The 21,720-nt window shown below is 64.9% G+C and carries 20 protein-coding genes and 1 pseudogene; 11 read left to right on the top strand and 10 right to left on the bottom strand.

What is annotated here, in order from left to right; translation table 11 throughout:
- The first annotated feature begins 144 nt into the window (after positions 1 to 144).
- A complete protein-coding gene (locus BLV92_RS20650) occupies positions 145 to 747 on the top strand; it encodes a response regulator transcription factor (RefSeq protein ID WP_090548292.1) in 603 nt (200 codons plus the stop codon).
- 134 nt (positions 748 to 881) lie between these two features.
- Here the strand turns inward: BLV92_RS20650 and acnA are convergent, their stop codons facing one another.
- From acnA to BLV92_RS20615, 7 genes are all read right to left on the bottom strand, one after another.
- Positions 882 to 3,599, bottom strand: a complete 2,718-nt coding sequence (acnA, locus tag BLV92_RS20645) for an aconitate hydratase AcnA (RefSeq protein WP_090548290.1) — start codon at positions 3,597 to 3,599, stop codon at positions 882 to 884.
- 72 nt (positions 3,600 to 3,671) lie between these two features.
- Positions 3,672 to 5,123, bottom strand: coding sequence for a bifunctional 2-methylcitrate dehydratase/aconitate hydratase (locus BLV92_RS20640; protein ID WP_090548289.1), 1,452 nt, complete (start codon positions 5,121 to 5,123; stop codon positions 3,672 to 3,674).
- 19 nt (positions 5,124 to 5,142) lie between these two features.
- Positions 5,143 to 5,673, bottom strand: coding sequence for a hypothetical protein (locus BLV92_RS20635; protein WP_090548287.1), 531 nt, complete (start codon positions 5,671 to 5,673; stop codon positions 5,143 to 5,145).
- Between the two features lie 99 nt (positions 5,674 to 5,772).
- A complete protein-coding gene (prpC, locus tag BLV92_RS20630; protein ID WP_090548286.1) occupies positions 5,773 to 6,936 on the bottom strand; it encodes a bifunctional 2-methylcitrate synthase/citrate synthase in 1,164 nt (387 codons plus the stop codon).
- 31 nt (positions 6,937 to 6,967) lie between these two features.
- Entirely contained in the window at positions 6,968 to 7,945 is a 978-nt protein-coding gene (prpB, locus tag BLV92_RS20625; protein WP_244283874.1) for a methylisocitrate lyase, read from the bottom strand.
- The gene (locus tag BLV92_RS20620; RefSeq protein WP_090548284.1) at positions 7,942 to 8,943 is read right to left on the bottom strand and encodes an HpcH/HpaI aldolase/citrate lyase family protein; all 1,002 of its coding nucleotides are present in this window, start codon (positions 8,941 to 8,943) and stop codon (positions 7,942 to 7,944) included. The genes prpB and BLV92_RS20620 overlap by 4 nt, the downstream gene beginning before the upstream one ends.
- Positions 8,944 to 9,200: 257 nt before the next feature.
- On the bottom strand, positions 9,201 to 10,184 hold the full coding sequence (locus tag BLV92_RS20615) for a malate dehydrogenase (RefSeq protein WP_090548283.1): 984 nt from the start codon (positions 10,182 to 10,184) through the stop codon (positions 9,201 to 9,203).
- A gap of 495 nt (positions 10,185 to 10,679) precedes the next feature.
- Here BLV92_RS20615 and BLV92_RS20605 point away from each other — a divergent pair, with 495 nt between their 5' ends.
- The 7 genes from BLV92_RS20605 (at position 10,680) to gltA (ending at position 16,572) form a co-directional block, all read left to right on the top strand.
- Positions 10,680 to 11,465 (top strand): GntR family transcriptional regulator, encoded by a 786-nt coding sequence (locus BLV92_RS20605; RefSeq protein ID WP_090548279.1) that lies wholly within the window; start codon positions 10,680 to 10,682, stop codon positions 11,463 to 11,465.
- Positions 11,466 to 11,612: 147 nt separating this feature from the next.
- Complete coding sequence (sdhC, locus tag BLV92_RS20600) at positions 11,613 to 12,029, top strand: succinate dehydrogenase, cytochrome b556 subunit (protein ID WP_090548278.1); 417 nt, start codon at positions 11,613 to 11,615, stop codon at positions 12,027 to 12,029.
- A 4-nt stretch (positions 12,030 to 12,033) separates the two neighbouring features.
- A complete protein-coding gene (sdhD, locus tag BLV92_RS20595; protein WP_090548276.1) occupies positions 12,034 to 12,402 on the top strand; it encodes a succinate dehydrogenase, hydrophobic membrane anchor protein in 369 nt (122 codons plus the stop codon).
- A gap of 4 nt (positions 12,403 to 12,406) precedes the next feature.
- The gene (gene sdhA / locus BLV92_RS20590; RefSeq protein ID WP_090548275.1) at positions 12,407 to 14,182 is read left to right on the top strand and encodes a succinate dehydrogenase flavoprotein subunit; all 1,776 of its coding nucleotides are present in this window, start codon (positions 12,407 to 12,409) and stop codon (positions 14,180 to 14,182) included.
- Positions 14,183 to 14,209: 27 nt separating this feature from the next.
- Entirely contained in the window at positions 14,210 to 14,911 is a 702-nt protein-coding gene (locus tag BLV92_RS20585; RefSeq protein WP_090548273.1) for a succinate dehydrogenase iron-sulfur subunit, read from the top strand.
- Between the two features lie 5 nt (positions 14,912 to 14,916).
- Complete coding sequence (locus tag BLV92_RS20580) at positions 14,917 to 15,189, top strand: FAD assembly factor SdhE (RefSeq protein WP_090548271.1); 273 nt, start codon at positions 14,917 to 14,919, stop codon at positions 15,187 to 15,189.
- An 81-nt stretch (positions 15,190 to 15,270) separates the two neighbouring features.
- A complete protein-coding gene (gene gltA, locus BLV92_RS20575; RefSeq protein ID WP_090548270.1) occupies positions 15,271 to 16,572 on the top strand; it encodes a citrate synthase in 1,302 nt (433 codons plus the stop codon).
- Positions 16,573 to 16,976: 404 nt separating this feature from the next.
- On the opposite strand, the gene BLV92_RS20570 is transcribed toward gltA, so the two are convergent.
- The 3 genes from BLV92_RS20570 to BLV92_RS20560 form a co-directional block, all read right to left on the bottom strand.
- A complete protein-coding gene (locus tag BLV92_RS20570; RefSeq protein ID WP_090548269.1) occupies positions 16,977 to 17,420 on the bottom strand; it encodes a DUF4279 domain-containing protein in 444 nt (147 codons plus the stop codon).
- Positions 17,404 to 18,384: a hypothetical protein gene (locus BLV92_RS32655; RefSeq protein WP_244283873.1), complete on the bottom strand. Its 981-nt coding sequence runs from the start codon at positions 18,382 to 18,384 to the stop codon at positions 17,404 to 17,406. Before BLV92_RS32655 ends, BLV92_RS20570 begins: the two co-directional genes overlap by 17 nt.
- 179 nt (positions 18,385 to 18,563) lie before the next feature.
- On the bottom strand, positions 18,564 to 19,028 hold the full coding sequence (locus BLV92_RS20560) for a VOC family protein (RefSeq protein WP_090548267.1): 465 nt from the start codon (positions 19,026 to 19,028) through the stop codon (positions 18,564 to 18,566).
- A 175-nt stretch (positions 19,029 to 19,203) separates the two neighbouring features.
- On the opposite strand from BLV92_RS20560, the gene budC reads away from it, so the two are divergent.
- The 3 genes and pseudogenes from budC (at position 19,204) to BLV92_RS20545 (ending at position 21,720) form a co-directional block, all read left to right on the top strand.
- A complete protein-coding gene (budC, locus tag BLV92_RS20555; protein ID WP_090551258.1) occupies positions 19,204 to 19,968 on the top strand; it encodes a meso-2,3-butanediol dehydrogenase in 765 nt (254 codons plus the stop codon).
- Positions 19,969 to 20,053: 85 nt separating this feature from the next.
- Positions 20,054 to 20,311, top strand: a pseudogene (locus BLV92_RS20550) (MscL family protein); the annotation flags it as partial.
- 104 nt (positions 20,312 to 20,415) lie between these two features.
- Positions 20,416 to 21,720, top strand: a complete 1,305-nt coding sequence (locus tag BLV92_RS20545; RefSeq protein ID WP_244283872.1) for a sensor histidine kinase — start codon at positions 20,416 to 20,418, stop codon at positions 21,718 to 21,720.

Genomic DNA, 21,720 nt, shown 5'->3' with positions numbered 1-21,720 from the left:
CGATTCGCGACCAACGGGGAAGTCCGCTCATGGGCCGATGCGGTTTCGGAACAGTCCTATATGAAACGACCTGTGGCTCCCCCAGCCTGTTGGTTTCGCGCCCGGAGGCGCCGGTTAACGAGCCTGGCCAGAATGGAAAAAACAATGAAGCGCATCGTCGTCGTCGATGACCATCCGATCGTAGTCAAGATGCTGTCCAACGTATTGAATGCCGACTACGAACTGGTAGGCGAGAGCGGCGACGGAGAGGAGGCGCTGCATCTCGTGCAGACGCTGAAGCCGGATCTCGTGATACTCGATCTCGAACTGCCGAAGCTCGACGGGCTGTCGGTGATCCGCGCGATTCGCGCGAAGCATCCGGAAACACGCGTGCTCGTGCTGTCCGCCAAACCCGAGCAGGTGATGGCGAACCACACGCGCATCGCCGGCGCGAACGGCTACGTGAGCAAGAGCCGCGGCATCGAGGAACTGTGCAGCGTCGTCAGAGCCGTGCTGCTCGGCTACGACTGCTTCCCGGCCGGCAGTTGCGACGGCGGCCGCGACGTCGCGCTGAACGGGCTGTCGCCGCGCGAGATCGAGGTGCTGCAATACCTCGCGCGCGGGATGAGCAACAAGAGCATCGCCGCGCGTCTCGGCCTGAGCGACAAGACCGTCAGCACCTATAAGACCCGCGTGCTCGACAAGCTCGGCGTGTCGTCGCTCGCGGCGCTGATCGAATACGCGACGCTGAACAACCTGATCGACTGATCCGCGTTGCGCGCTTGCCGGCGTCGCGTCCGGCCGCGCGCAACGCAGCAGTAAAACCGCGAAAAAAAAGCCCGACTCGCGTCGGGCTTCCAAGTGTGACGGCATCCGTTGCCGGATGCCGCACCTGCAAAAACTTACGCCGCCAGCAGCGAGCGCAGCACGAACGGCAGAATCCCGCCGTGCTTGTAGTAGTCCACTTCGATCGGCGTATCGATGCGCAGCAGAACCGGCACGCGCTGCGTGCTGCCGTCCTTGCGATGGATCACGAGCGTCACTTCCTGTTGCGGCTTGAAGTTGTCGCCGAGGCCTTCGACGTCGTACGTTTCTTCGCCGGTGATGCCGAGCGACTGCACGCTGTCCGAACCCTTGAACTGCAGCGGCAGCACACCCATGCCGACGAGGTTCGAACGGTGGATCCGCTCGAAGCTGCGTGCGACCACGGCCTTCACGCCGAGCAGTTGCGTGCCCTTCGCGGCCCAGTCGCGCGACGAGCCGGTGCCGTACTCTTCGCCCGCGAACACGACGGTCGGCGTGCCTTCGTCGATGTACTTCATCGCCGCGTCGTAGATCGACAGTTGTTCGCCGCCCGGCTGGTGGATCGTCAGGCCGCCTTCGACGCGCGTGCCGTCCGCCTTCACCGGGATCATCAGGTTCTTGATCCGCACGTTCGCGAAGGTGCCGCGCATCATCACGTCGTGGTTGCCGCGGCGCGAGCCGTAGCTGTTGAAGTCGGCCTTCTGCACGCCGTTCGCCTTCAGCCACTTGCCGGCCGGCGAGTCTTCCTTGATCGAGCCCGCCGGGCTGATGTGGTCGGTCGTCACCGAGTCGCCGAAGATGCCGAGCGCGCGCGCGCCTTTCACCTGCGGGATCGACGCGGCCGGCGTCATCGAGAAGTGGTCGCCGAAGAACGGCGGCTCGGCGATGTACGTCGACTTCGGCCAGTTATAGACCTGGCCTTCGGCGCCTTCGATCTTGCTCCACAGGTCGCCCTTCTTCGTCAACTGCGCGTAGTTCTGCTGGAACGCGTCGGCGTCCAGCGCGAACTTCAGCAGCGCGTTGACTTCGTCGCTGGTCGGCCAGATGTCGCCGAGGTAGATGTCCTTGCCGCCCTTGCCCTGGCCGACCGGCTCGGTCATCAGGTCGCGCGTGATGTTGCCGGCGATCGCGTATGCGACGACGAGCGGCGGCGACGCGAGGAAGTTCGCGCGGATGTTCGGGTGGATGCGCGCCTCGAAGTTGCGGTTGCCGGACAGCACCGCTGCCGCGACGACGTCGTTCTTCGTGATGGCTTCGTTCAGCGCCGGCGTCAGGTCGCCCGCGTTGCCGATGCAGGTCGTGCAGCCGTATGCGGCGACTTCGAAGCCGAGTTTCGACAGGTACGGCAGCAGGCCGGTCTTCGTCAGGTACTCGGTGACGATGCGCGACCCCGGGGCGAGCGACGTCTTGATGTGCGGCGCGACCGTCAGGCCGGCTTCGACCGCCTTCTTCGCGAGCAGGCCGGCCGCGAGCAGCACGCTCGGGTTCGACGTGTTCGTGCACGACGTGATCGCTGCGATCAGCACGTCGCCGTTGTGCAGCTTCACGCCATCCGACGTCGTGTATTCGGCGTCGAGGTCGTCCGCCTTCTTCGCGAAGCCGTTTTCCGCGACCGGCTTCGAGAACAGGTCGGAGAACGTCGACTTCACGTTGCCGATCTCGATGCGGTCCTGCGGACGCTTCGGGCCGGCGAGCGACGGCGCGACGGTGAGGAGGTCGAGGGTCAGCGTCTTCGTGTAGTCGATGTCGCCGGCCTTCGGAATGCCGTACAGCTCCTGCGCCTTGAAGTAGTTCTTGAACGCGGCGATTTCGGCTTCAGTGCGGCCCGTGCCCTTGAAGTAGTCGATCGTCTTGTCGTCGACCGGGAAGAAGCCCATCGTCGCGCCGTATTCCGGCGCCATGTTGCCGATCGTCGCGCGGTCCGGCAGCGACAGCGACGCGGTGCCTTCGCCGAAGAACTCGACGAACTTGCCGACGACCTTTTCCTTGCGCAGCAGTTCGGTGATCGTCAGCACGAGATCGGTCGCGGTGACGCCTTCGCGCAGCTTGCCCTTCAGTTCGACGCCGACGACGTCCGGCGTCAGGAAGTACACCGGCTGGCCGAGCATGCCCGCTTCGGCCTCGATGCCGCCGACGCCCCAGCCGACCACGCCGATGCCGTTGATCATCGTCGTGTGGCTATCGGTGCCGACGAGGCTGTCCGGGTAGTACACGGTGTCGGCGCCGTCGGCCTTCTTGTGGACGCCGCGAGCCAGATATTCGAGGTTCACCTGGTGGACGATGCCGACGCCCGGCGGCACGACCTTGAACGTGTCGAACGCCTGCATGCCCCACTTCATGAACTGGTAGCGCTCGTTGTTGCGCTGGAATTCCAGCTTCATGTTCAGGTCGAGCGCGTCCTTCTGGCGGAAGTAGTCGATCTGCACCGAGTGGTCGACCACGAGGTCCACCGGCACGAGCGGTTCGATCGCCTTCGGGTCCTTGCCCGCGCGTTCCGCGACGCCGCGCATCGCGGCGATGTCGGCGAGCAGCGGCACGCCGGTGAAGTCCTGCAGCACGACGCGCGACACGACGAACGGAATCTCGTCCACGCGCGCGGCAGTCGGTTTCCAGTTCGCGAGTTGCTCGATGTGCTCTTCCGCGATTTTCTTGCCGTCGTAGTTACGCAGCACGGATTCAAGCACGATACGGATCGAGACCGGCAGACGGTTAATCTTCACGCCGAGCTGCTTGCCGAGCTGCGGCAGCGAGTAGAACTTGCCTTTGCCGGAGCCGCTGTCGAATTCCTTGAGCGTTTTATGGAGGTTGTGGGCCATGGTGTTTTCCTTCGTTTAATCGCGGAAATTTACGCGTTGCGACACGCTTCTCTTACACTTGGTTCAGGTTGCTCAAATCACGTACAGATCGACGTATTCGTTCACCGGCATGGCTTCGAGCCGCGCCGCATCGAGCGATGCGTCGAGAATCATCTGCTGCTGCTTCGCGGGGAAGCGGCGCGCGAGATTGGTCCGGAATTTTTCGATCAGCAGCGGGATGCCTTCCTGCCGGCGTCGCTTATGGCCGATCGGGTATTCGACCAGCACTTCGTCGAACCGCGTGCCGTCGCCGAACTCGACGGTCAGCGCGTTCGCGATCGAACGCTTGTCCGGGTCGTGGTAGTCCTTCGTCAACTGCGGGTCTTCGACACAGGTCGTTTTCGCGCGCAGCGCGTCGATGCGCGGGTCGCGCGCGACCGTGTCCTCGTAGTCGGCGGCGGTCAGGCGGCCGAAGATCAGCGGCACGGCGACCATGTACTGGATGCAGTGGTCGCGGTCCGCCGGGTTGTCGAGCGGGCCTTGTTTGTCGATGATGCGGATCGCCGCCTCGTGCGTGCGGATCGTGATCCGGGTGATGTCCTCGACGCGGCGGCCCTCGGCCGCGAGCCGGCCGTGCAGCGTCAGCGCCGCCTCGGCGGCGGTCTGCGCGTGGAATTCGGCCGGGAATGAAATCTTGAACAGCACGTTTTCCATCACGTACGTGCCGTATGGGCGCTGGAAGCGGAACGGCCTGCCGTCGAACAGCACGTCGTAGAAGCCCCAGGTTTTAGCGGTCAGCACCGACGGATAGCCCATCTCGCCGGTTTTCGCGATCAGCGCGAGGCGCACCGCGCGCGACGTCGCGTCGCCCGCCGCCCACGACTTGCGCGAGCCGGTATTCGGCGCGTGGCGGTAGGTGCGCAGCGCGTGGCCGTCGACCATCGCGAGCGACACCGCGTTGATCAGCTCGTCGCGCGTGAGGCCGAGCAACTGGCCGACCACCGCGGTCGATGCGAGCTTGACCAGCAGCACGTGGTCGAGTCCGACCTTGTTGAACGAGTTTTCGAGCGCGATGCAGCCCTGGATCTCGTGCGCCTTCACCATGCCGACGAGCACGTCCTTCATCGTCAGCGGCGCCTTGCCGGCCGCGATCGCGGTGCGCGACAGCCAGTCTGCGGTCGCGAGGATGCCGCCGAGGTTGTCCGACGGATGGCCCCATTCGGCGGCGAGCCACGTGTCGTTGAAATCGAGCCAGCGGATCATCGCGCCGATGTTGAACGCGGCGGCGACCGGGTCGAGCTGGAACGAGGTGCCCGGCACCCTGGCGCCGTGCGGGACGAGCGTGCCCGGCACGACGGGGCCGAGCAGCTTCGTGCACGCGGGGTAGGAAAGCGCCTCAAGTCCGCAGCCGAGCGTGTCGATCAGGCAGTGACGCGCGGTCTCCAGCGCCAGCGCGCTTTCGACGCGATAGCCCAGGACATGGTCGACGATATCGACCAGGACCTGGTCCGGCGCGGGCCGGACGTTGGAGGACGGAGCGGACATCGAGGCGCTTCCGGCGGCGTTATTGACCGACCGCGCGGTTCAGCGAGTTCGACTGCGTCGCGGCCGGCGCGCCTTGCGCCATCGCAACGGTCTTGCACTCGTCGGCGAGACGCGAGCCGTCCTTGTCCGAGAACAGCATCGCCTTCGTCGGGATCACGACGAGGTCGAGGCCGCTCGCGGCGTCGTGGAAGCGGTCGGCGCCGGTCGTGGTCGGCTGGCGCGGCAGGTTGTAGTTCTTGTCCGCCCAGTGCACGGTGACGATCTGGTCACGCTTCATGTCGCCCTTCATGTCGAACGCCAGGCCTTCCGCGCACGACCACTTTTCCGAGCCGTCCGGCACCGGATCGACCTTCGCTTCGCGAGCCGGGTTCGGCTTGCGCTTGATCAGACGGTTTTTCGGGGCCGGACGCTTGGCCGTCGCCTTTTTGGCGGCCGGTTTGGCGGCCGGTTTGGTGGTGCCCGACGCGGATTGTGCGACGGCTTCGGTCGCGCCGAGCATCATCGTCGAGGACAGAGCGCCCACTACGGCGGCGATCAGGAGTTTCTTCATGGAGATAAACCTTTCAATTTCCAGTCGGTTGAACAGTGCGCGGACGCGTCTGCGCCCGCCAGTTTGCACTGCGCGCGCCCCGGAAGCGCGCAGCGGTCGCTATTTTCGCCTATTTAACGGCACGAACCGCAAGTTTTCCGGTCCGGTGTAGTTTGCGCTGGGCCGGATGATCTTGTTGTCGACACGCTGCTCGATGATGTGCGCGGCCCAGCCGGCGGTGCGCGAGATCACGAAGATCGGCGTGAACATCGCCGTCGGCACGCCCATCATGTGGTACGACACCGCGCTGAACCAGTCCAGATTCGGGAACATCTTCTTCGCGTCCCACATCACCGCTTCGAGCCGTTCCGCGACGTCGAACAGCTTCGTGTTCGACTGCTCCTTCGACAGCTTCTTCGCGACGTCCTTGATGACCTTGTTGCGCGGGTCCGAGATCGTGTAGACCGGGTGGCCGAAGCCGATCACCACTTCCTTGCGCTCGACGCGCGCGCGGATGTCCGCCTCGGCGTCGTCGGGCGTTTCGTAGCGCGACTGCACCTCGAACGCGACCTCGTTCGCGCCGCCGTGCTTCGGGCCGCGCAGCGCGCCGATCGCGCCGGTGATCGCGGAATACAGGTCCGAACCCGTGCCGGCGATCACGCGCGCGGTGAACGTCGATGCGTTGAACTCGTGTTCCGCGTACAGGTTCAGCGACACGTGCATCGCGTCGACCCACGACTTCGACGGTGCCTCGCCGTGCAGCAGATGCAGGAAATGGCCGCCGATCGAGTCGTCGTCGGTTTCGACCTCGATGCGTCTGCCGTTGTGCGAGTAGTGGTACCAGTAGAGCAGCATCGAGCCGAGCGACGCCATCAGGCGGTCGGCGATGTCGCGCGCGCCGGGCAGGTTGTGGTCGTCCTTCTCGGGCAGCACGGTGCCGAGCACGGACACGCCGGTGCGCATCACGTCCATCGGATGCGCGGACGCGGGCACCCATTCGAGCGCGGCCTTCACGTTGGCGGGCAGGCCGCGCAAGGCCTTGAGCTTGATCTTGTAGGCGGCGAGTTCGGCGGCGTTCGGCAGCTTGCCGTGCACCAGCAGGTGGGCGATTTCCTCGAATTCGCAGTTGCCGGCGAGATCGAGGATGTCGTAGCCGCGGTAGTGCAGGTCGTTGCCGGTGCGTCCGACCGTGCACAGCGCGGTGTTGCCGGCGGCCACGCCGGACAGCGCGACCGATTTTTTCGGTTTGAAGGTGCTGACCTTTGCTTCGGTTGCTTCGCTCATGACGCTCGTGTCTCCTCGGGGGATCACAGAATCACTTCTTCGGGCTGTCCGCCTGCGGGGCTTCCTTCGTGGCATCCCCAGCGGGGACGTGCTTCGCTGCGTCCCCCAGGGGGACTTGCTTCGCGGCGAACAGCGCGTCGAGCTTCTGCTCGTACGCGTGATAGCCGATGCTGTCGTACAGTTCCGCGCGCGTCTGCATCGTATCGACGACCGCCTTCTGCGTGCCGTCGCGGCGGATCGCGTGGTACACGTTCTTGGCCGCCCGGTTCATCGCGCGGAACGCGGACAGCGGGTACAGCACGAGCGACACGTCCGCGCCGCGCAGTTCCTCGACGGTGAAGAGCGGCGTCGAGCCGAATTCGGTGATGTTCGCGAGCACCGGCACCTTCACCGCCTGTGCGAACTGCCGGTACATGCCGAGTTCGGTCATCGCTTCCGGGAAGATCATGTCCGCGCCGGCCTCGACGCACGCGCACGCGCGGTCCATCGCCGCCTGCAGCCCATCGACCGCGAGCGCGTCGGTGCGGGCCATGATGACGAAGTCCGGGTCGGTGCGCGCATCGACCGCCGCCTTGATCCGGTCGACCATCTCGCCGGCCGATACGATCGCCTTGCCGGGCCGGTGGCCGCAGCGTTTCGCGCCGACCTGGTCCTCGATGTGCATTGCGCCCGCGCCAGCCTTCGTCAGCGACTTCACGGTGCGCGCGATGTTGAACGCGGACGGGCCGAAGCCGGTATCGACGTCCACCAGCAGCGGCAGGTCGCAGACGTCGGTGATCCGGCGCACGTCGGTCAGCACGTCGTCGAGCGTCGAGATGCCGAGGTCCGGCAGGCCGAGCGAGCCGGCCGACACGCCGCCGCCGGACACGTAGATCGCCTTGAACCCGGCGCGCTGCGCGAGCAGCGCGTGGTTCGCGTTGATCGCGCCGACCACCTGCAGCGGCTTTTCGTTCGCGACGGCCGCGCGGAACGCGGCGCCGGCGGATCGATACGACGGGGACGTGGTCATCGCGCGGACTCCGGTGAGAAGAGCGGTGCGGCGTCGGCCGGCACCGGGCGGCCCGTCGAGCGGGCGCGGCGCAGCACCGACCAGTAATAGCGGTAGCTCGCGCGGTCGTGCAACGTGTCGCCGTGCCGCGTCGGTCCCCATTGCGCGGACTGCGCGGCGAGCAGGATTTCGGCGGCCGTCGCGATTTCTTCGTCGCGCGGCGCGAACGCGGCGACGATCGCCGGGATCTGCGCCGGATGGATGCTCCACATCCGCGTGTAGCCGAACTCGTTGCGCGCGCGGGCCGCGTCGCTTGCGACGACGTCCATGTCGCGCACCTCGGTCGTCACGTTGTGCGACGGCACCCGGCCGTTCGCGTGGCACGCGGCGGCAATTTCGAGCTTCGCGCGGCGCACGAGCGGGTGATCGAACTGGCCGGGCGAGCGCATCGCGGTGTCGGGAATCGCGCCGTCGTGCGCGGACACGAAGTCCATCAACCCGAAGCTGATCGCCTCGACGCCGCGCAGCGCGGCCAGCTCGAACACCCGCGCGAGCGCGCCGTGCGTCTCGACCAGCACCTGCACCGGAACCGGTTGCGCGATGCCGAGTTCGACCCGCGTCGCCTCGATGAACGCGACCATCTCGGCCGCGTCGGCGACCGCGCGGATCTTCGGCAGCGTGACGTAAGCGGGCGCCCGCTTCGCGGCGCGCAGGATCAGGCGGACGTCGTCGCGCCAGTGCGGATGGTGGAAATCGTGGATGCGCACGCCGACGCGGCCGAAGCGGTCGTGCTCGCCGCCGACGAACGACGCGACGAGTTCCGCGTGCTCCGCCTCGCGGCCGACCTGCGCGCCGTCCTCGCAGTCGAGCGTCACGTCGAACACCGGCCCGAGCTGCTGCTGCAGCGCGAGCGACTTCAGCATCAGTTTTTCGCTGCCGGCGTAGTGATCGCACACGGGCAGCACGGTCGGCGGCGCTTCGCCGTCAAACAGCACTTCGGCGGGAGTGAGGGCGCGCATCTTCGGCGTCAGGGGGTCGAGGGTTGGGGAAACAGCCTGATTCGGATGCGCTCTGCGACGCGCGGCGGGTCGCCACGGCGGCTTCCGCCGCCGCCGGGCCGCTCGCGCGGCGTCTTGCAGAGCGCGTCCGGATCAGGCGTGCGGTTCGCGCCGGCCGGCTGGCCGGACGCAAACGATACCGCACGCCGCCCGATCGCGCACAAAAAAACCGGAACCCGCCGCGAAGCAACGGTGTTCCGGTTCGTGTGCATCCGCGATCAGCCGAGCAGATGCTGGACGCCGTCGCGCTCTTCGAGCAGCTCGTTCAGCGTGCCGTCCATCTTCTCGCGCGAGAACGCGTCGATTTCGAGGCCCTCGACGCGCTTGTACTCGCCGTTTTCGGTGATCACCGGCACGCCGTAGATGATGTCTTCGGGGATGCCGTACGAGCCGTCCGACGGAATGCCCATCGTGACCCACTTGCCGTTCGAGCCGAGCACCCAGTCACGCACATGGTCGATTGCCGCGTTCGCCGCCGACGCCGCCGACGACAGGCCGCGCGCTTCGATGATCGCCGCGCCGCGCTTGCCGACGGTCGGGATGAACGTGTTGCGGTTCCATTCGTCGTCGTTGATCAGCTTCGTCAGCGACTGGCCTTCGACGGTCGCGAAACGGAAGTCCGGGTACATCGTCGGCGAGTGGTTGCCCCACACCGCGAGCTTCTCGATCGACGCGACCGGCTTGCCCGACTTCGCGGCCAGTTGCGACAGCGCGCGGTTGTGGTCCAGACGCAGCATGGCCGTGAAGTTCTTCTTCGGCAGATCCGGCGCCGACTTCATCGCGATGTACGCGTTCGTGTTCGCCGGGTTGCCGACGACCAGCACCTTCACGTCGCGGCTTGCGACGTCGTTCAGCGCCTTACCCTGGACCGTGAAGATTTCGGCGTTCGCCGACAGCAGGTCCTTGCGCTCCATGCCCTTCGAGCGCGGACGCGCCCCGACCAGCAGCGCGACGTCGGCGTCCTTGAACGCGACCTTCGGATCGTCGGTGACCACGACGCCCGCGAGCAGCGGGAACGCGCAGTCTTCCAGTTCCATCACGACGCCTTTGACGGCGGCTTGCGCTTGCGGCAGATCGAGCAGTTGCAGGATGACGGGCTGGTCCTTGCCGAGCAGATCGCCGTTGGCGATGCGGAACAGCAGGGAGTAACCGATCTGACCTGCGGCGCCGGTGACGGCAACGCGCTTTGCGGGCTTAGCCATTGAGAAATCTCCAGGAGTGTGCGTTAGACGCCAGGGTAAAACGCCATTCTATATGCGCGTTACGCGAAGCGTTCGTGAAACCGGCGGCTTTGCCGCGCGTGCGCAGCGGACCCGAAAGTCCCGCCGCGCGCGGGCGGCGCGGCCGCCATGCCGATTAACCTGTGCGACCGGGCGAAGGAGAAAGCGGGCAGCGCCGGACGGAGCGCGTGACGCTGGCCGCCCGCGTGTGCCGACTCCTGCAACAGCTCGTGTGGGGCCGGGTCCGCGGGGCGGAACCGAACCGCTACTGCGTGTGAGGACAGCATGATGCAGAGCGGCCTGCGGTGCTTCGCGCCGCGTGCGCGGCAACCATCGAATTGCCCGCAAACCCTTGCTCGACCGGGAGTGTAGGAGTCGACCCCGGCAAAGTCAACATTATCTTATGTCTTATATAAGACATATGTATTCCGGCGGAAAGGGTAGACGACCAGGGGCCTTTATGTTGAAATGCGCGCCATGACAGCGAACCCGGCGAGCAACGCGAATTCCCCTGCCCAGGAGGGCGGCGCAACCGCGCCGGCCTCTTCGCCGACGTTCAGCCCGCTTTACCAGCAGATCAAGGGGCTCATTACGCAGAGCCTCGAATCCGGCGAATGGAAGCCCGGTGAAATCATCCCCAGCGAAGTCGAACTGGCCGGCCGCTACAAGGTGAGCCAGGGGACCGTGCGCAAGGCGATCGACGAGCTGGCTGCCGAGAACCTGCTGGTGCGCCGCCAGGGCAAGGGCACGTTCGTCGCCACGCACAACGAGGAGCGGGCTCAGTTTCGCTTCCTTAGATTGCTGGCAGATGACGGCGTCGAGCATCCGCACGTGAGCCGCCTGCTCGAATGCCGCCGGCTGCGCGCGTCCGCCGACATCGCGCGCCAGCTCGACCTGAAGCCCGCCGATCCGGTGGTGCTGATCCGCCGGCTGCTGGCGTTCGACGGCGAGACGACCGTGCTCGACGAAATCTGGCTGCCGGGCGTCGTGTTCCGCGGCCTGACGCTCGAACGGCTGTCCGACTACAAGGGGCCGCTCTACGCGATGTTCGAGACGGAGTTCGGCACGCGGATGATCCGTGCGTCGGAGAAGATCCGCGCGGTGGCCGCCGAGCCGTCCGTCGCCGACCTGCTCGGCGTGCCGGCCGGTTTTCCGCTGCTGTCCGTCGAGCGCGTGTCGTATACCTATGGCGACCGTCCGGTCGAAGTGCGTCGTGGATGGTATGTCACAACCGGGTATTACTATCAGAATGACTTGAGTTGAAAGGCGTTTGTGCGTATCGCGCGCATTGCGCGGCGGCACGCCGTTATTACGCGGATTGCAGCGGACCTCGTCACCGTTTTCGCTGCAGCGCGATATAAAAAGGCGCTAAAATCGCGGATTAGTGTGACTACATAGTAGGGGTCTAGCATGGCTGAAGCCGTAAAAAAACCGAGGCCGGAATACCGGAACATCGGGATCGGGCAGATATTGCTCTCATACCGTCTGCCGCTCGCCGGACGCGTATCGATCGGCCACCGCGTCAGCGGCGCGCTGATGTTCATATTCCTGCCTTTCCTGCTGTTTCTGTTCGACCAGAGCCTCACCTCCGAACTCAGCTTCGAAGTATTCAGGGGCTTCCTCTCCAACGTCATCGTCAAGCTCGTCGTGCTGGTGCTCGGCTGGGCGTTCCTGTTTCACTTCTGCGCAGGCGTGCGGCACCTGTTCATGGACTTCAGCCACAGCCTGACCACTAAAGAAAACGGCAAGAAGACGTCGCTCGTCGTCGTGACCGTTTCGTCGATCCTCACGATCGCCCTCGCGGCGAAACTCTTCGGAGCGTTCTGAAAAAATGTCTGCCAACAACGGAATCGGCCCGAAGCGTCTTGTCGTCGGCGCTCATTACGGCCTGCGCGACTGGATCGCGCAACGTGCGACCGCCGTCATCATGGCGATCTACACGGTGATCCTGCTCGTCTGGTTCTTCGGCGCGCACGACTTTTCTTATGAAGGCTGGGCGTCGATCTTCTCCGCACAGTGGATGAAACTCGCGACGTTCGTCACGTTGCTCGCGCTGTTCTATCACGCGTGGGTCGGCGTGCGCGACATCTGGATGGACTACATCAAGCCGGTCGGCCTGCGCATCACGCTGGACGTGCTGACGATCGCCTGGCTGCTGGGCAGCCTCGGCTACGCCGCGCAGATTCTCTGGAGAGTGTAAAAGAATGGCTGCAATCAAGAATTCTCTGCCGCGTCGCAAGTTCGACGTGGTCATCGTCGGCGCAGGCGGCTCGGGGATGCGCGCTTCGCTGCAACTGGCGCGCGCCGGCCTGTCGGTCTGCGTGCTGTCGAAGGTGTTCCCGACCCGCTCGCACACGGTCGCCGCGCAAGGCGGCATCGGCGCGTCGCTCGGCAACATGAGCGAAGACAACTGGCACTTCCACTTCTACGACACGATCAAGGGTTCCGACTGGCTCGGCGACCAGGACGCGATCGAGTTCATGTGCCGTGAAGCGCCGCACGCCGTCTACGAACTGGAACACTTCGGCATGCCGTTCGACCGCAACGCGGACGGCACGATCTACCAGCGCCCGTTCGGCGGCCACACCGCGAACTACGGCGAGAAGCCGGTCCAGCGCGCGTGCGCGGCGGCCGACCGTACCGGCCACGCGCTGCTGCACACGCTGTACCAGCAGAACGTCGCGGCGAAGACGCAGTTCTTCGTCGAATGGATGGCGCTCGACCTGATCCGCGACGCGGACGGCGACGTGCTCGGCGTGACCGCGCTCGAAATGGAAACGGGCGACGTGTACATCCTCGAAGGCAAGACCACGCTGTTCGCCACGGGCGGCGCGGGCCGGATCTTCGCGGCGTCGACCAACGCGTTCATCAACACGGGCGACGGCCTCGGCATGGCGGCCCGCTCGGGCGTCGCGCTGCAGGACATGGAGTTCTGGCAGTTCCACCCGACCGGCGTGGCCGGCGCGGGCGTGCTGATCACCGAAGGCGTGCGCGGCGAGGGCGGCATTCTGCGCAACTCGAACGGCGAACGCTTCATGGAGCGCTACGCGCCGACGCTGAAGGATCTGGCGCCGCGCGACTTCGTCTCGCGCTCGATGGACCAGGAAATCAAGGAAGGCCGCGGCGTCGGTCCGAACAAGGACCACGTGCTGCTCGACCTGTCGCACATCGGCGCCGAGACGATCATGAAGCGTCTGCCGTCGATCCGCGAAATCGCGCTGAAATTCGCGAACGTCGACTGCATCAAGGAGCCGATTCCGGTCATTCCGACCATCCATTACCAGATGGGCGGCATCCCGACGAACATCCACGGCCAGGTCGTGGGCACGTCGAAGGGTCATGAAGATCCGATCAACGGCTTCTACGCAGTGGGCGAATGCTCGTGCGTGTCGGTGCACGGCGCGAACCGTCTCGGCACGAACTCGCTGCTCGACCTCGTGGTGTTCGGCCGTGCGGCCGGCAACCACATCGTCAAGCACGTGAAGGAACAGAAGGAGCACAAGCCGCTGCCGGCCGACGCCGCCGACTTCGCGCTGTCGCGTCTCGCGGCGCTCGAAAGCTCCAGTTCGGGCGAGTACGCGCAAAACGTGGCGAACGAGATCCGCGGCACGATGCAGAAGCACGCGGGCGTGTTCCGTACGTCGGCGCTGCTGGAAGAAGGCGTGAAGGAAATCGCGCAGGTGTCCGAGCGCGTGAAGCACATCCACCTGAAGGACAAGTCGAAGGTGTTCAACACCGCGCGCGTCGAAGCGCTCGAAGTGGCGAACCTGATCGAGGTGGCGCGCGCGACGATGGTGTCCGCGGAAGCGCGCAAGGAAAGCCGTGGTGCGCACGCGCACAACGACTACGAGCATCGCGACGACGAAAACTGGCTGCGCCACACGCTGTGGTACAGCGACGACAACCGCCTCGAATACAAGCCGGTTCACATGCAACCGCTGACCGTCGAATCGGTGCCGCCGAAGGCGCGTACGTTCTAAGCGAAAGCCAGTCAAAAGGAATCGGAAATGGCCAAACGAATTTTTGAAGTCTACCGCTACGATCCGGACAAGGACGCGGCGCCGCGCATGCAGACGTACGAACTGGAAATCGAGCATGAACGCATGCTGCTCGACGCGCTGGTCAAGCTGAAGGCGCTGGACGAAACGCTGTCGTTCCGCCGCTCGTGCCGCGAAGGCGTCTGCGGCTCGGACGCGATGAACATCAACGGCAAGAACGGCCTCGCGTGCCTGACGAACCTGAACGAACTGCCGCAGAAGATCGTGCTGCGTCCGCTGCCGGGCCTGCCCGTCGTGCGCGACCTGATCTGCGACTTCACGCAGTTCTTCAACCAGTACCACTCGATCAAGCCGTACCTGATCAACGACACGCCGCCGCCCGAGAAGGAGCGTCTGCAGTCGCCGGAACAGCGCGACGAACTCGATGGTCTGTATGAATGTATCCTGTGCGCTAGCTGCTCGACGTCGTGCCCGAGCTTCTGGTGGAACCCGGACAAGTTCGTCGGCCCGGCAGGCCTGCTGCAGGCTTACCGCTTTATCGCGGACAGCCGCGACGAAGCCACCGGCGCGCGTCTCGACAACCTCGAAGACCCGTACCGCCTGTTCCGCTGCCACACGATCATGAACTGCGTCGACGTCTGCCCGAAGGGTCTGAACCCGACGAAGGCGATCGGCAAGATCAAGGAACTGATGGTTCGCCGCGCAGTGTGAGCGAGATGGAACCGGACTCGCATCAAGCCGACCCCCATCGCCGCGCGCGCCTTCGCTGGCGCGCGCGGCGCGGCCTGCTCGAAAACGATCTGATTTTCGAGCGTTTTTTCAGCCGCTACGAGCATGACCTCAGCGACGCCGACGTAGGCGCGCTCACGCGCCTCTTCGAACTGAGCGATAACGACCTGATGGACTTGCTGCTCGCACGCAAGGAACCGGAAGGCGACCTTGCCGGCCCGGACGTAAGACGGGTGCTGGAGTTGCTTCGACATGTCTGAAGCGCAGCGCGGGAGGCGCAGCGCAAGATGGCGTGCAAACTATATCGAAAACCCGTTTTAATCTTCGATTGAGGATGTGCTATGACCCCGTCAGATGTAAAAGCCACGCTATCGTTCAGCGATAACTCGCCGAGCGTCGAACTGCCGATCTACAAGGGCTCGATGGGCCCGGACGTGATCGACATCCGCAAACTGTACGGCCAGACCGGCAAGTTCACGTACGACCCGGGCTTCATGTCGACGGCGTCGTGCAACTCGGCGATCACCTACATCGACGGTGACAAGGGCGAACTGCTGTATCGCGGCTACCCGATCGACAACCTCGCGCAGAACGCCGACTTCCTCGAAACCTGCTACCTGCTGCTGAAGGACGAGCTGCCGACGCAGGCGCAGAAGGACGAATTCGTGAAGACCGTCACGAGCCACACGATGGTTCACGAGCAGATGCAGTTCTTCTTCCGCGGCTTCCGTCGCGACGCGCACCCGATGGCGATTCTGGTCGCCGCGGTCGGCGCGCTGTCCGCGTTCTACCACGACTCGCTCGACATCAATAACCCGCGTCACCGCGAAGTCTCCGCGATCCGCATGATCGCGAAGCTGCCGACGCTGGTCGCGATGGCGTACAAGTACAGCATCGGCCAGCCGTTCGTGTACCCGCGCAACGACCTGTCGTACAGCGCGAACTTCATGCGGATGATGTTCTCGAATCCGTGCGAAGAGTACCAGGTGAACGACGTGCTGGTGCGTGCGCTCGACCGCATCCTGATCCTGCACGCTGACCACGAGCAGAACGCGTCGACGTCGACCGTGCGTCTCGCCGGTTCGTCGGGCGCGAACCCGTTCGCGTGTATCGCGGCCGGCATCGCGTGTCTGTGGGGTCCGGCGCACGGAGGTGCGAACGAAGCCGCGCTGAACATGCTCGAAGAGATCGGCTCGGTCGACAAGATCCCCGAGTTCATCAAGCAGGTGAAGGACAAGAATTCCGGCGTGAAGCTGATGGGCTTCGGCCATCGCGTGTACAAGAACTACGACCCGCGTGCGAAGCTGATGCGCGAGACGTGCTACGAAGTGTTGAACGAACTGGGCCTGCACGACGACCCGCTGTTCAAGCTCGCGATGGAACTCGAAAAGATCGCGCTGGAAGACGAATACTTCGTGTCGCGCAAGCTGTACCCGAACGTCGATTTCTACTCGGGCATCGTGCAGCGCGCGCTGGGCATCCCGACGTCGATGTTCACCTGCATCTTCGCGATGGCGCGCACGGTCGGCTGGATCGGCCAGTGGAACGAAATGATCGCAGATCCGGAACAGAAGATCGGCCGTCCGCGTCAGCTGTTCATCGGCCATACGCCGCGCGAAGCGAAGCCGATTTCGCAACGTTAAGCGGAGTCGCTGCGGCGCGCGGGCCTTGTGGCTCGCGCGGCCGGTCAGCGGTTCGATACGCCCCGACGGGTTTGCCCGGTCGGGGCGTTTGTTTTTGGCGGGTTCGCGGAAGGGAGTGGGGGCAGGATTCATCTTCCGCTCCTATCGTGTTTCCGATTGCCTGGCAGTATCGATGCATCGCATGCAGTTCACTCCAGATTCACCCCGTCCATTCATTCCTTTTCAATCAACCAGCCAATTTCATTTCCGGTGCCATCCGGTCCCAACTCGTCTCGCCCAATCCCATCCTTCGATGGGCCGATACGGCCAGGCGTAACGGCGCAAACCGACGGTCCGGACAGACGGGCACAAAAAGGCCGACCCGTGAGGATCGGTTTTTGCGTTCGCGGCGCACAGGTAGCGCGCTATTTGTACTCGTCAATCTCTATTGTTCCGCCCATCATTTCTATCATGGCCCGGATATCCGACGGCACGTCGGGCACGCGGTCGCCCGCATCGTTCATCCAGTAACACCACAGTGCCAGCTTTGCGCCTTGCTCCTGAAGCAGATCGCGCAGATCGCTGCGCGGCAAGCCGAGGCGTTCCACAAGGTAGCGTAAATGCGGTTCAAGCGAACCGCTATGCACCGCCGTTTTGCTCCCTACACCCCAAAGACCAAGGCGGCCCGGTACACGGCTTAACCGTCCGGCGGGCGTCACGAATGGCTGTCCTTTGGTAATGGCAATATCCGGTTCAATGCCGAAATACCCGGACCAGAATGCCGGCGCGATTGAATCGCCGGAAATGTAGATCGTTGCGTTTGCTAGTTGGTCGTCTTTCTTCGTACCGGTCTTAGTCCGCCCAATCATGAAAATTCCCGATGTAGCTGCCTTTAAAGTAAACATCCCCGTTATCGTGCCAGATAACGTTATCGGATGGTCCAAGGCCATTGGCCGGTTTGAATACGTGCAGGATCGCGCTGAACGTCTTACGATCGTAGCCCAGCATTTTTGCCGCGTAGTCTGGATTTCCCGTGCTGGCGGCGAGTTCTTCCGTAACGTCAGCCAGACTATCCGGTACGTACTCAAATGTTTGCGCGTTGCCGAGCGGAGTTGAACTACCCAATGCGTCTTCAACAAGACTATCCGCTTTGGTCATCGCACCGCCGCTCGCTGCGGCCCCAAGGGCGGGCAGCGGATCGAGTATCGCGCCCAGTCCCACTCTACGCGTCGACGATGCCACGGCACCCAGTTCGCCGTTCGCCCGCTGGAGCGCCTGGAATTCGGCAAGCGTCAGCACTTTTTCCTGAACAGCGTAACTGCCACTTCCGCCCGTCCCCGACCCGTTCAGCGGGCCGGGAGTCGGTCGCGATACGCGTGGCAAGCCCCGGTATTCACGATTCACGACCGGAATCAGCGTTTCACGACGCACCGCTTCGCACAGCACGCGCCGGATGCTGTCGTTGTCGTCTGGCTGGTCGTAGCGCCACAGATACTGATGCTCCCTCAGAAACGCGCAGATATCATCCAGTGCCCTGTTTCCCGTGATCGTCCGCAAGTCCCAGTCAAGCCGGAAGTAACCGATAAAGGTCCGCCGGTCCTCGTCCAGTTGCCGTCTCGCATCCTCTTCCCACAGTCGGCGCTTTTCGGCTTCATCGGGTTCCCGTGCGTTCCATGACGACGAGCGCCACCGGTTATAGCCGGCGTTCGGATAGAGCGCGCGCGTTGCCATGTCGCCATAGCCGCGCCGCATCATGTCACCGTACTGCGGCCCGGGAATCAGCGTGCATTGCCAGCCGTTTTGAAGCGGTACATCAAGCGTGTTCCATATCATAGGCATCGGCCCCTGTGCGCGAGAGGAGCCGTATATCTAACGGAACGGATGAATATCATCCATGATCGTCCACAACCTTTTGCGCTGGCACACCGCGTTATTGCGCACCGCGCCTGACTTCGGCCTGCGATTCACCACGGCCGCGCGCACGAACGCGACCCACCGACGCCGCCGCGCGATCAAACCCATCCGTCGATCTTCAGCTCGCTAGCCCGCTCGGCTTCTTCGCGCGACACATCGCGCACGGTCTGCACGAAGCTCCACAGGTGGCCTTCGGGATCGATCGCGACATACACGCGGTCGCCATAGAACTGGTCTTCGGGTTCGCGCACGATCTTCGCGCCGGCCGCGCGCGCCCGTTCGCAATGCGCGTCGAGGCCGTCGTGCAATTGCACATGCACCGACTGCGTATTGCGGCCGTCGACGGCCGCCGGGCTCGTCGACGGCATGCCTGGCCACTCGCCGCAAACCATCAGATAACCGTCGCCGAAGCGCATTTCCGAATGACAGAGGCGGCCGCTGTCGTCGCTAACGACGAACTGCCGCGTAAAGCCGAACGCCTTTTCGAGCCAGTCCAGCGCAGCGAACGGATCGCGGTAGTAGACGGCGGAGCCGAACGTCGGACGCCGAAATGTTTCGCTCATCGCCCTCTCCTTTGCGGAATCGGAGAGCACCATTTAACACCCGCCGCGCACATCGTGCGAGCGCCGCGCGGCACGACGATTGCGATTGCCGTAGCAACGGCGAATCCGCGGCGCGCACCGCTGCCGCCACTTCATCCACGCTCCATCCACGCAACACGCATTGACGGAGAACATCATGCAGCGTTTCGAACACAAGGTCGTGATCGTCACCGGCGCGGGCTCGGGCATCGGCGCGGCTACCGCGCAACGTTTCTCGGAAGAACGCGCGAACGTCGTGCTCGCCGGCCGCACGCGCGAGAAGCTTGAGGCCGTCGCCGCGACAATGCCAGTCGAACGCACGCACGTGCAGGTGACCGACGTGCGCCGGCTGTCCGACGTCGCGAGCCTCGTCGCGGCCGCGATCGGGCGGTTCGGCCGGCTCGACGTGCTGGTGAACAATGCGGGCATCGCGCCGACGGGGCCGCTCGACCAGGCCGGCGTCGACGCATGGAACGACGTGATCGCGACCGACCTGACCGGCGTGTTCTACGGCACGCGCGAAGCGTTTCCGCATCTGAAGGCGACGCGCGGGTCGATCGTGAACCTGTCGTCGGTGTCGGGCATCGGCGGCGATTGGGGGATGAGTTTCTACAACGCGGCGAAAGGCGCGGTCACGAACTTCACGCGCTCGTGCGCGATGGACTTCGCGGCGGCCGGCGTGCGCGTGAACGCGGTCTGCCCGACGCTGACGTACACGGACCTGACGAAAGCCATGTTCGACGACGACGCGCTGATCGACCGGTTTCGCGAGCGCATTCCGCTCGGCCGCCACGCGCAGCCGGAAGAGATCGCGGCGGTGATCGCGTTCCTCGCAAGCGACGACGCGCGTTTCGTGACCGGCGTGAACCTGCCGGTGGACGGCGGACTGTCCGCGTCGAACGGGCAGCCGAAGCAGGCATGAGCGTCGCGCATGGGTCGGGGGATCCGTGCGCGCCGGGAACGCGATTCGCTTCGGCATCGCAACCGTTCCAGTGAAGGAGTGGCCGATGGCTCGAATAATCGAAGAATTCCGGCAGTTCGCGGTGCAGGGAAACGTGATGGGTCTAGCGGTCGGCGTGATTATCGGCGGCGCGTTTTCCGGCATCGTCAGTTCGGTGGTGAAGGACCTCATCATGCCGGTCGTCGGCGTCGTGACCGGCGGCCTCGATTTCTCGAACCGGTTCATCCGGATCGGCCCTATCCCCGCGACGTTCCAGGGTAATCCGGATTCCTATAAGGCCCTTCAGGCGGCCGGCGTTTCCGCGACGAACTGAAGAAGCAGCGCCAGCACGTTTGACGTATCGCGTGCAGCCGTCGCGCGATCCGGATGCCTTATGATGGAACGTCCCCGCTTCCATCAGGGCGTTCCATGTTCGCTGCGAATTCGTTGCACCGGCGCCTGAGCCTCGCGCTCGGCGCACTCGCGATAGTGGTCGGCATTCTCGGCGCGCTCGGCACGTTCGTCGTCGTGCGCGGCCTCGCGAGCGAGTTCAATGCGAGCCTGCGCGACGCCGCCTCGCACATCCGCGCGGGCACCACGCATCCGGCCACGCTGCCGGGCGGCGCGAACGACGACCTCGTCGTGCAGATCTGGTCCGCCGACGACGGCGCGGCGCCGGGCCGGTCGAGCAACTTCGCGCTCGGTCTGCCGAAAACCCCGGCGGGCTTCACGTCGATCGAGCACGCGGGCGACACGTGGGACGTGTTCGCGCTCGCGGCCGGCGACGAGTTTTTCCAGGTCGCCGAATCGCGCAGCGTGCGCAACCGCAATGCGATCCGCGTCGCGTTCTGGAGCCTGCTGCCGGTGCTCGCGCTGCTGCCCCTCCTCGCGTTGACGATCGCGGCGACGGTGCGCATGTCGCTGCGTCCGCTCGACCGGATCGGCCGCCGCGCCGCGCGGATCGACCTGCACAACCTGCAACCGCTGAAGGTGGACAAGGCGCCCGAGGAACTGCGGCCGTTCCTCGATTCGATCAACCGGATGATCGAGCGGCTGTCCGCGCTCGTGCACTCGGAGCGCAAGTTCATCGCGGACGCCGCGCACGAACTGCGCTCGCCGATTTCCGCGATGCAACTGCAGATCGACAACCTGCGCGCCGCGCCGCCGGACCAGTACGACGAGCGGCTGGAAGAACTGCGGCGCGGAATCGGGCGTGCGGCGTCGCTGGTGTCGCAACTGCTCGGCCTCGCGCGCGCCGAGATCGGCCGCGCGGAGCGGACGCTCGCGGACGTGTCGCTGTCGCGCGTCGTGACCGACGTGGTCGCGGACCTGCTGCCGCTCGCGTATGCGCGCGGCGTCGATCTCGGCGTCGTGCAGCTGGACGACGCGACCGTGCGCGCGGTCGAGGCCGACATGCGCGTGCTGGTGCGCAATCTGATCGACAACGCGATCCGCTACGGCGGACACGGCGCGAACGTCGACGTCGCGGTGCGCGCAGAGCCGCACGGCGTCACGATCGAAGTGACGGACGACGGCCCCGGCATCGCGGACGCGGACCTGCCGCGCGTGTTCGACCGCTTCTTCCGCGCGGGCGTGACGGACGCCGAAGGCAGCGGCTTAGGCCTCGCGATCGCGCAGACGCTGGCCGCGAGTTACGCGGGACGCGTGACGGTCGCGAACCGCGCGGACGGCCGGACCGGCGTCGTCGCGCGCATCGAATTGCCGCGCGCGTAG

The organism is Paraburkholderia caballeronis (assembly GCF_900104845.1).
GTDB lineage: Bacteria > Pseudomonadota > Gammaproteobacteria > Burkholderiales > Burkholderiaceae > Paraburkholderia > Paraburkholderia caballeronis.
The sequence above is the reverse complement of the archived record's forward strand: the minus strand, read 5'-3'. Positions and strand labels throughout refer to the sequence as shown.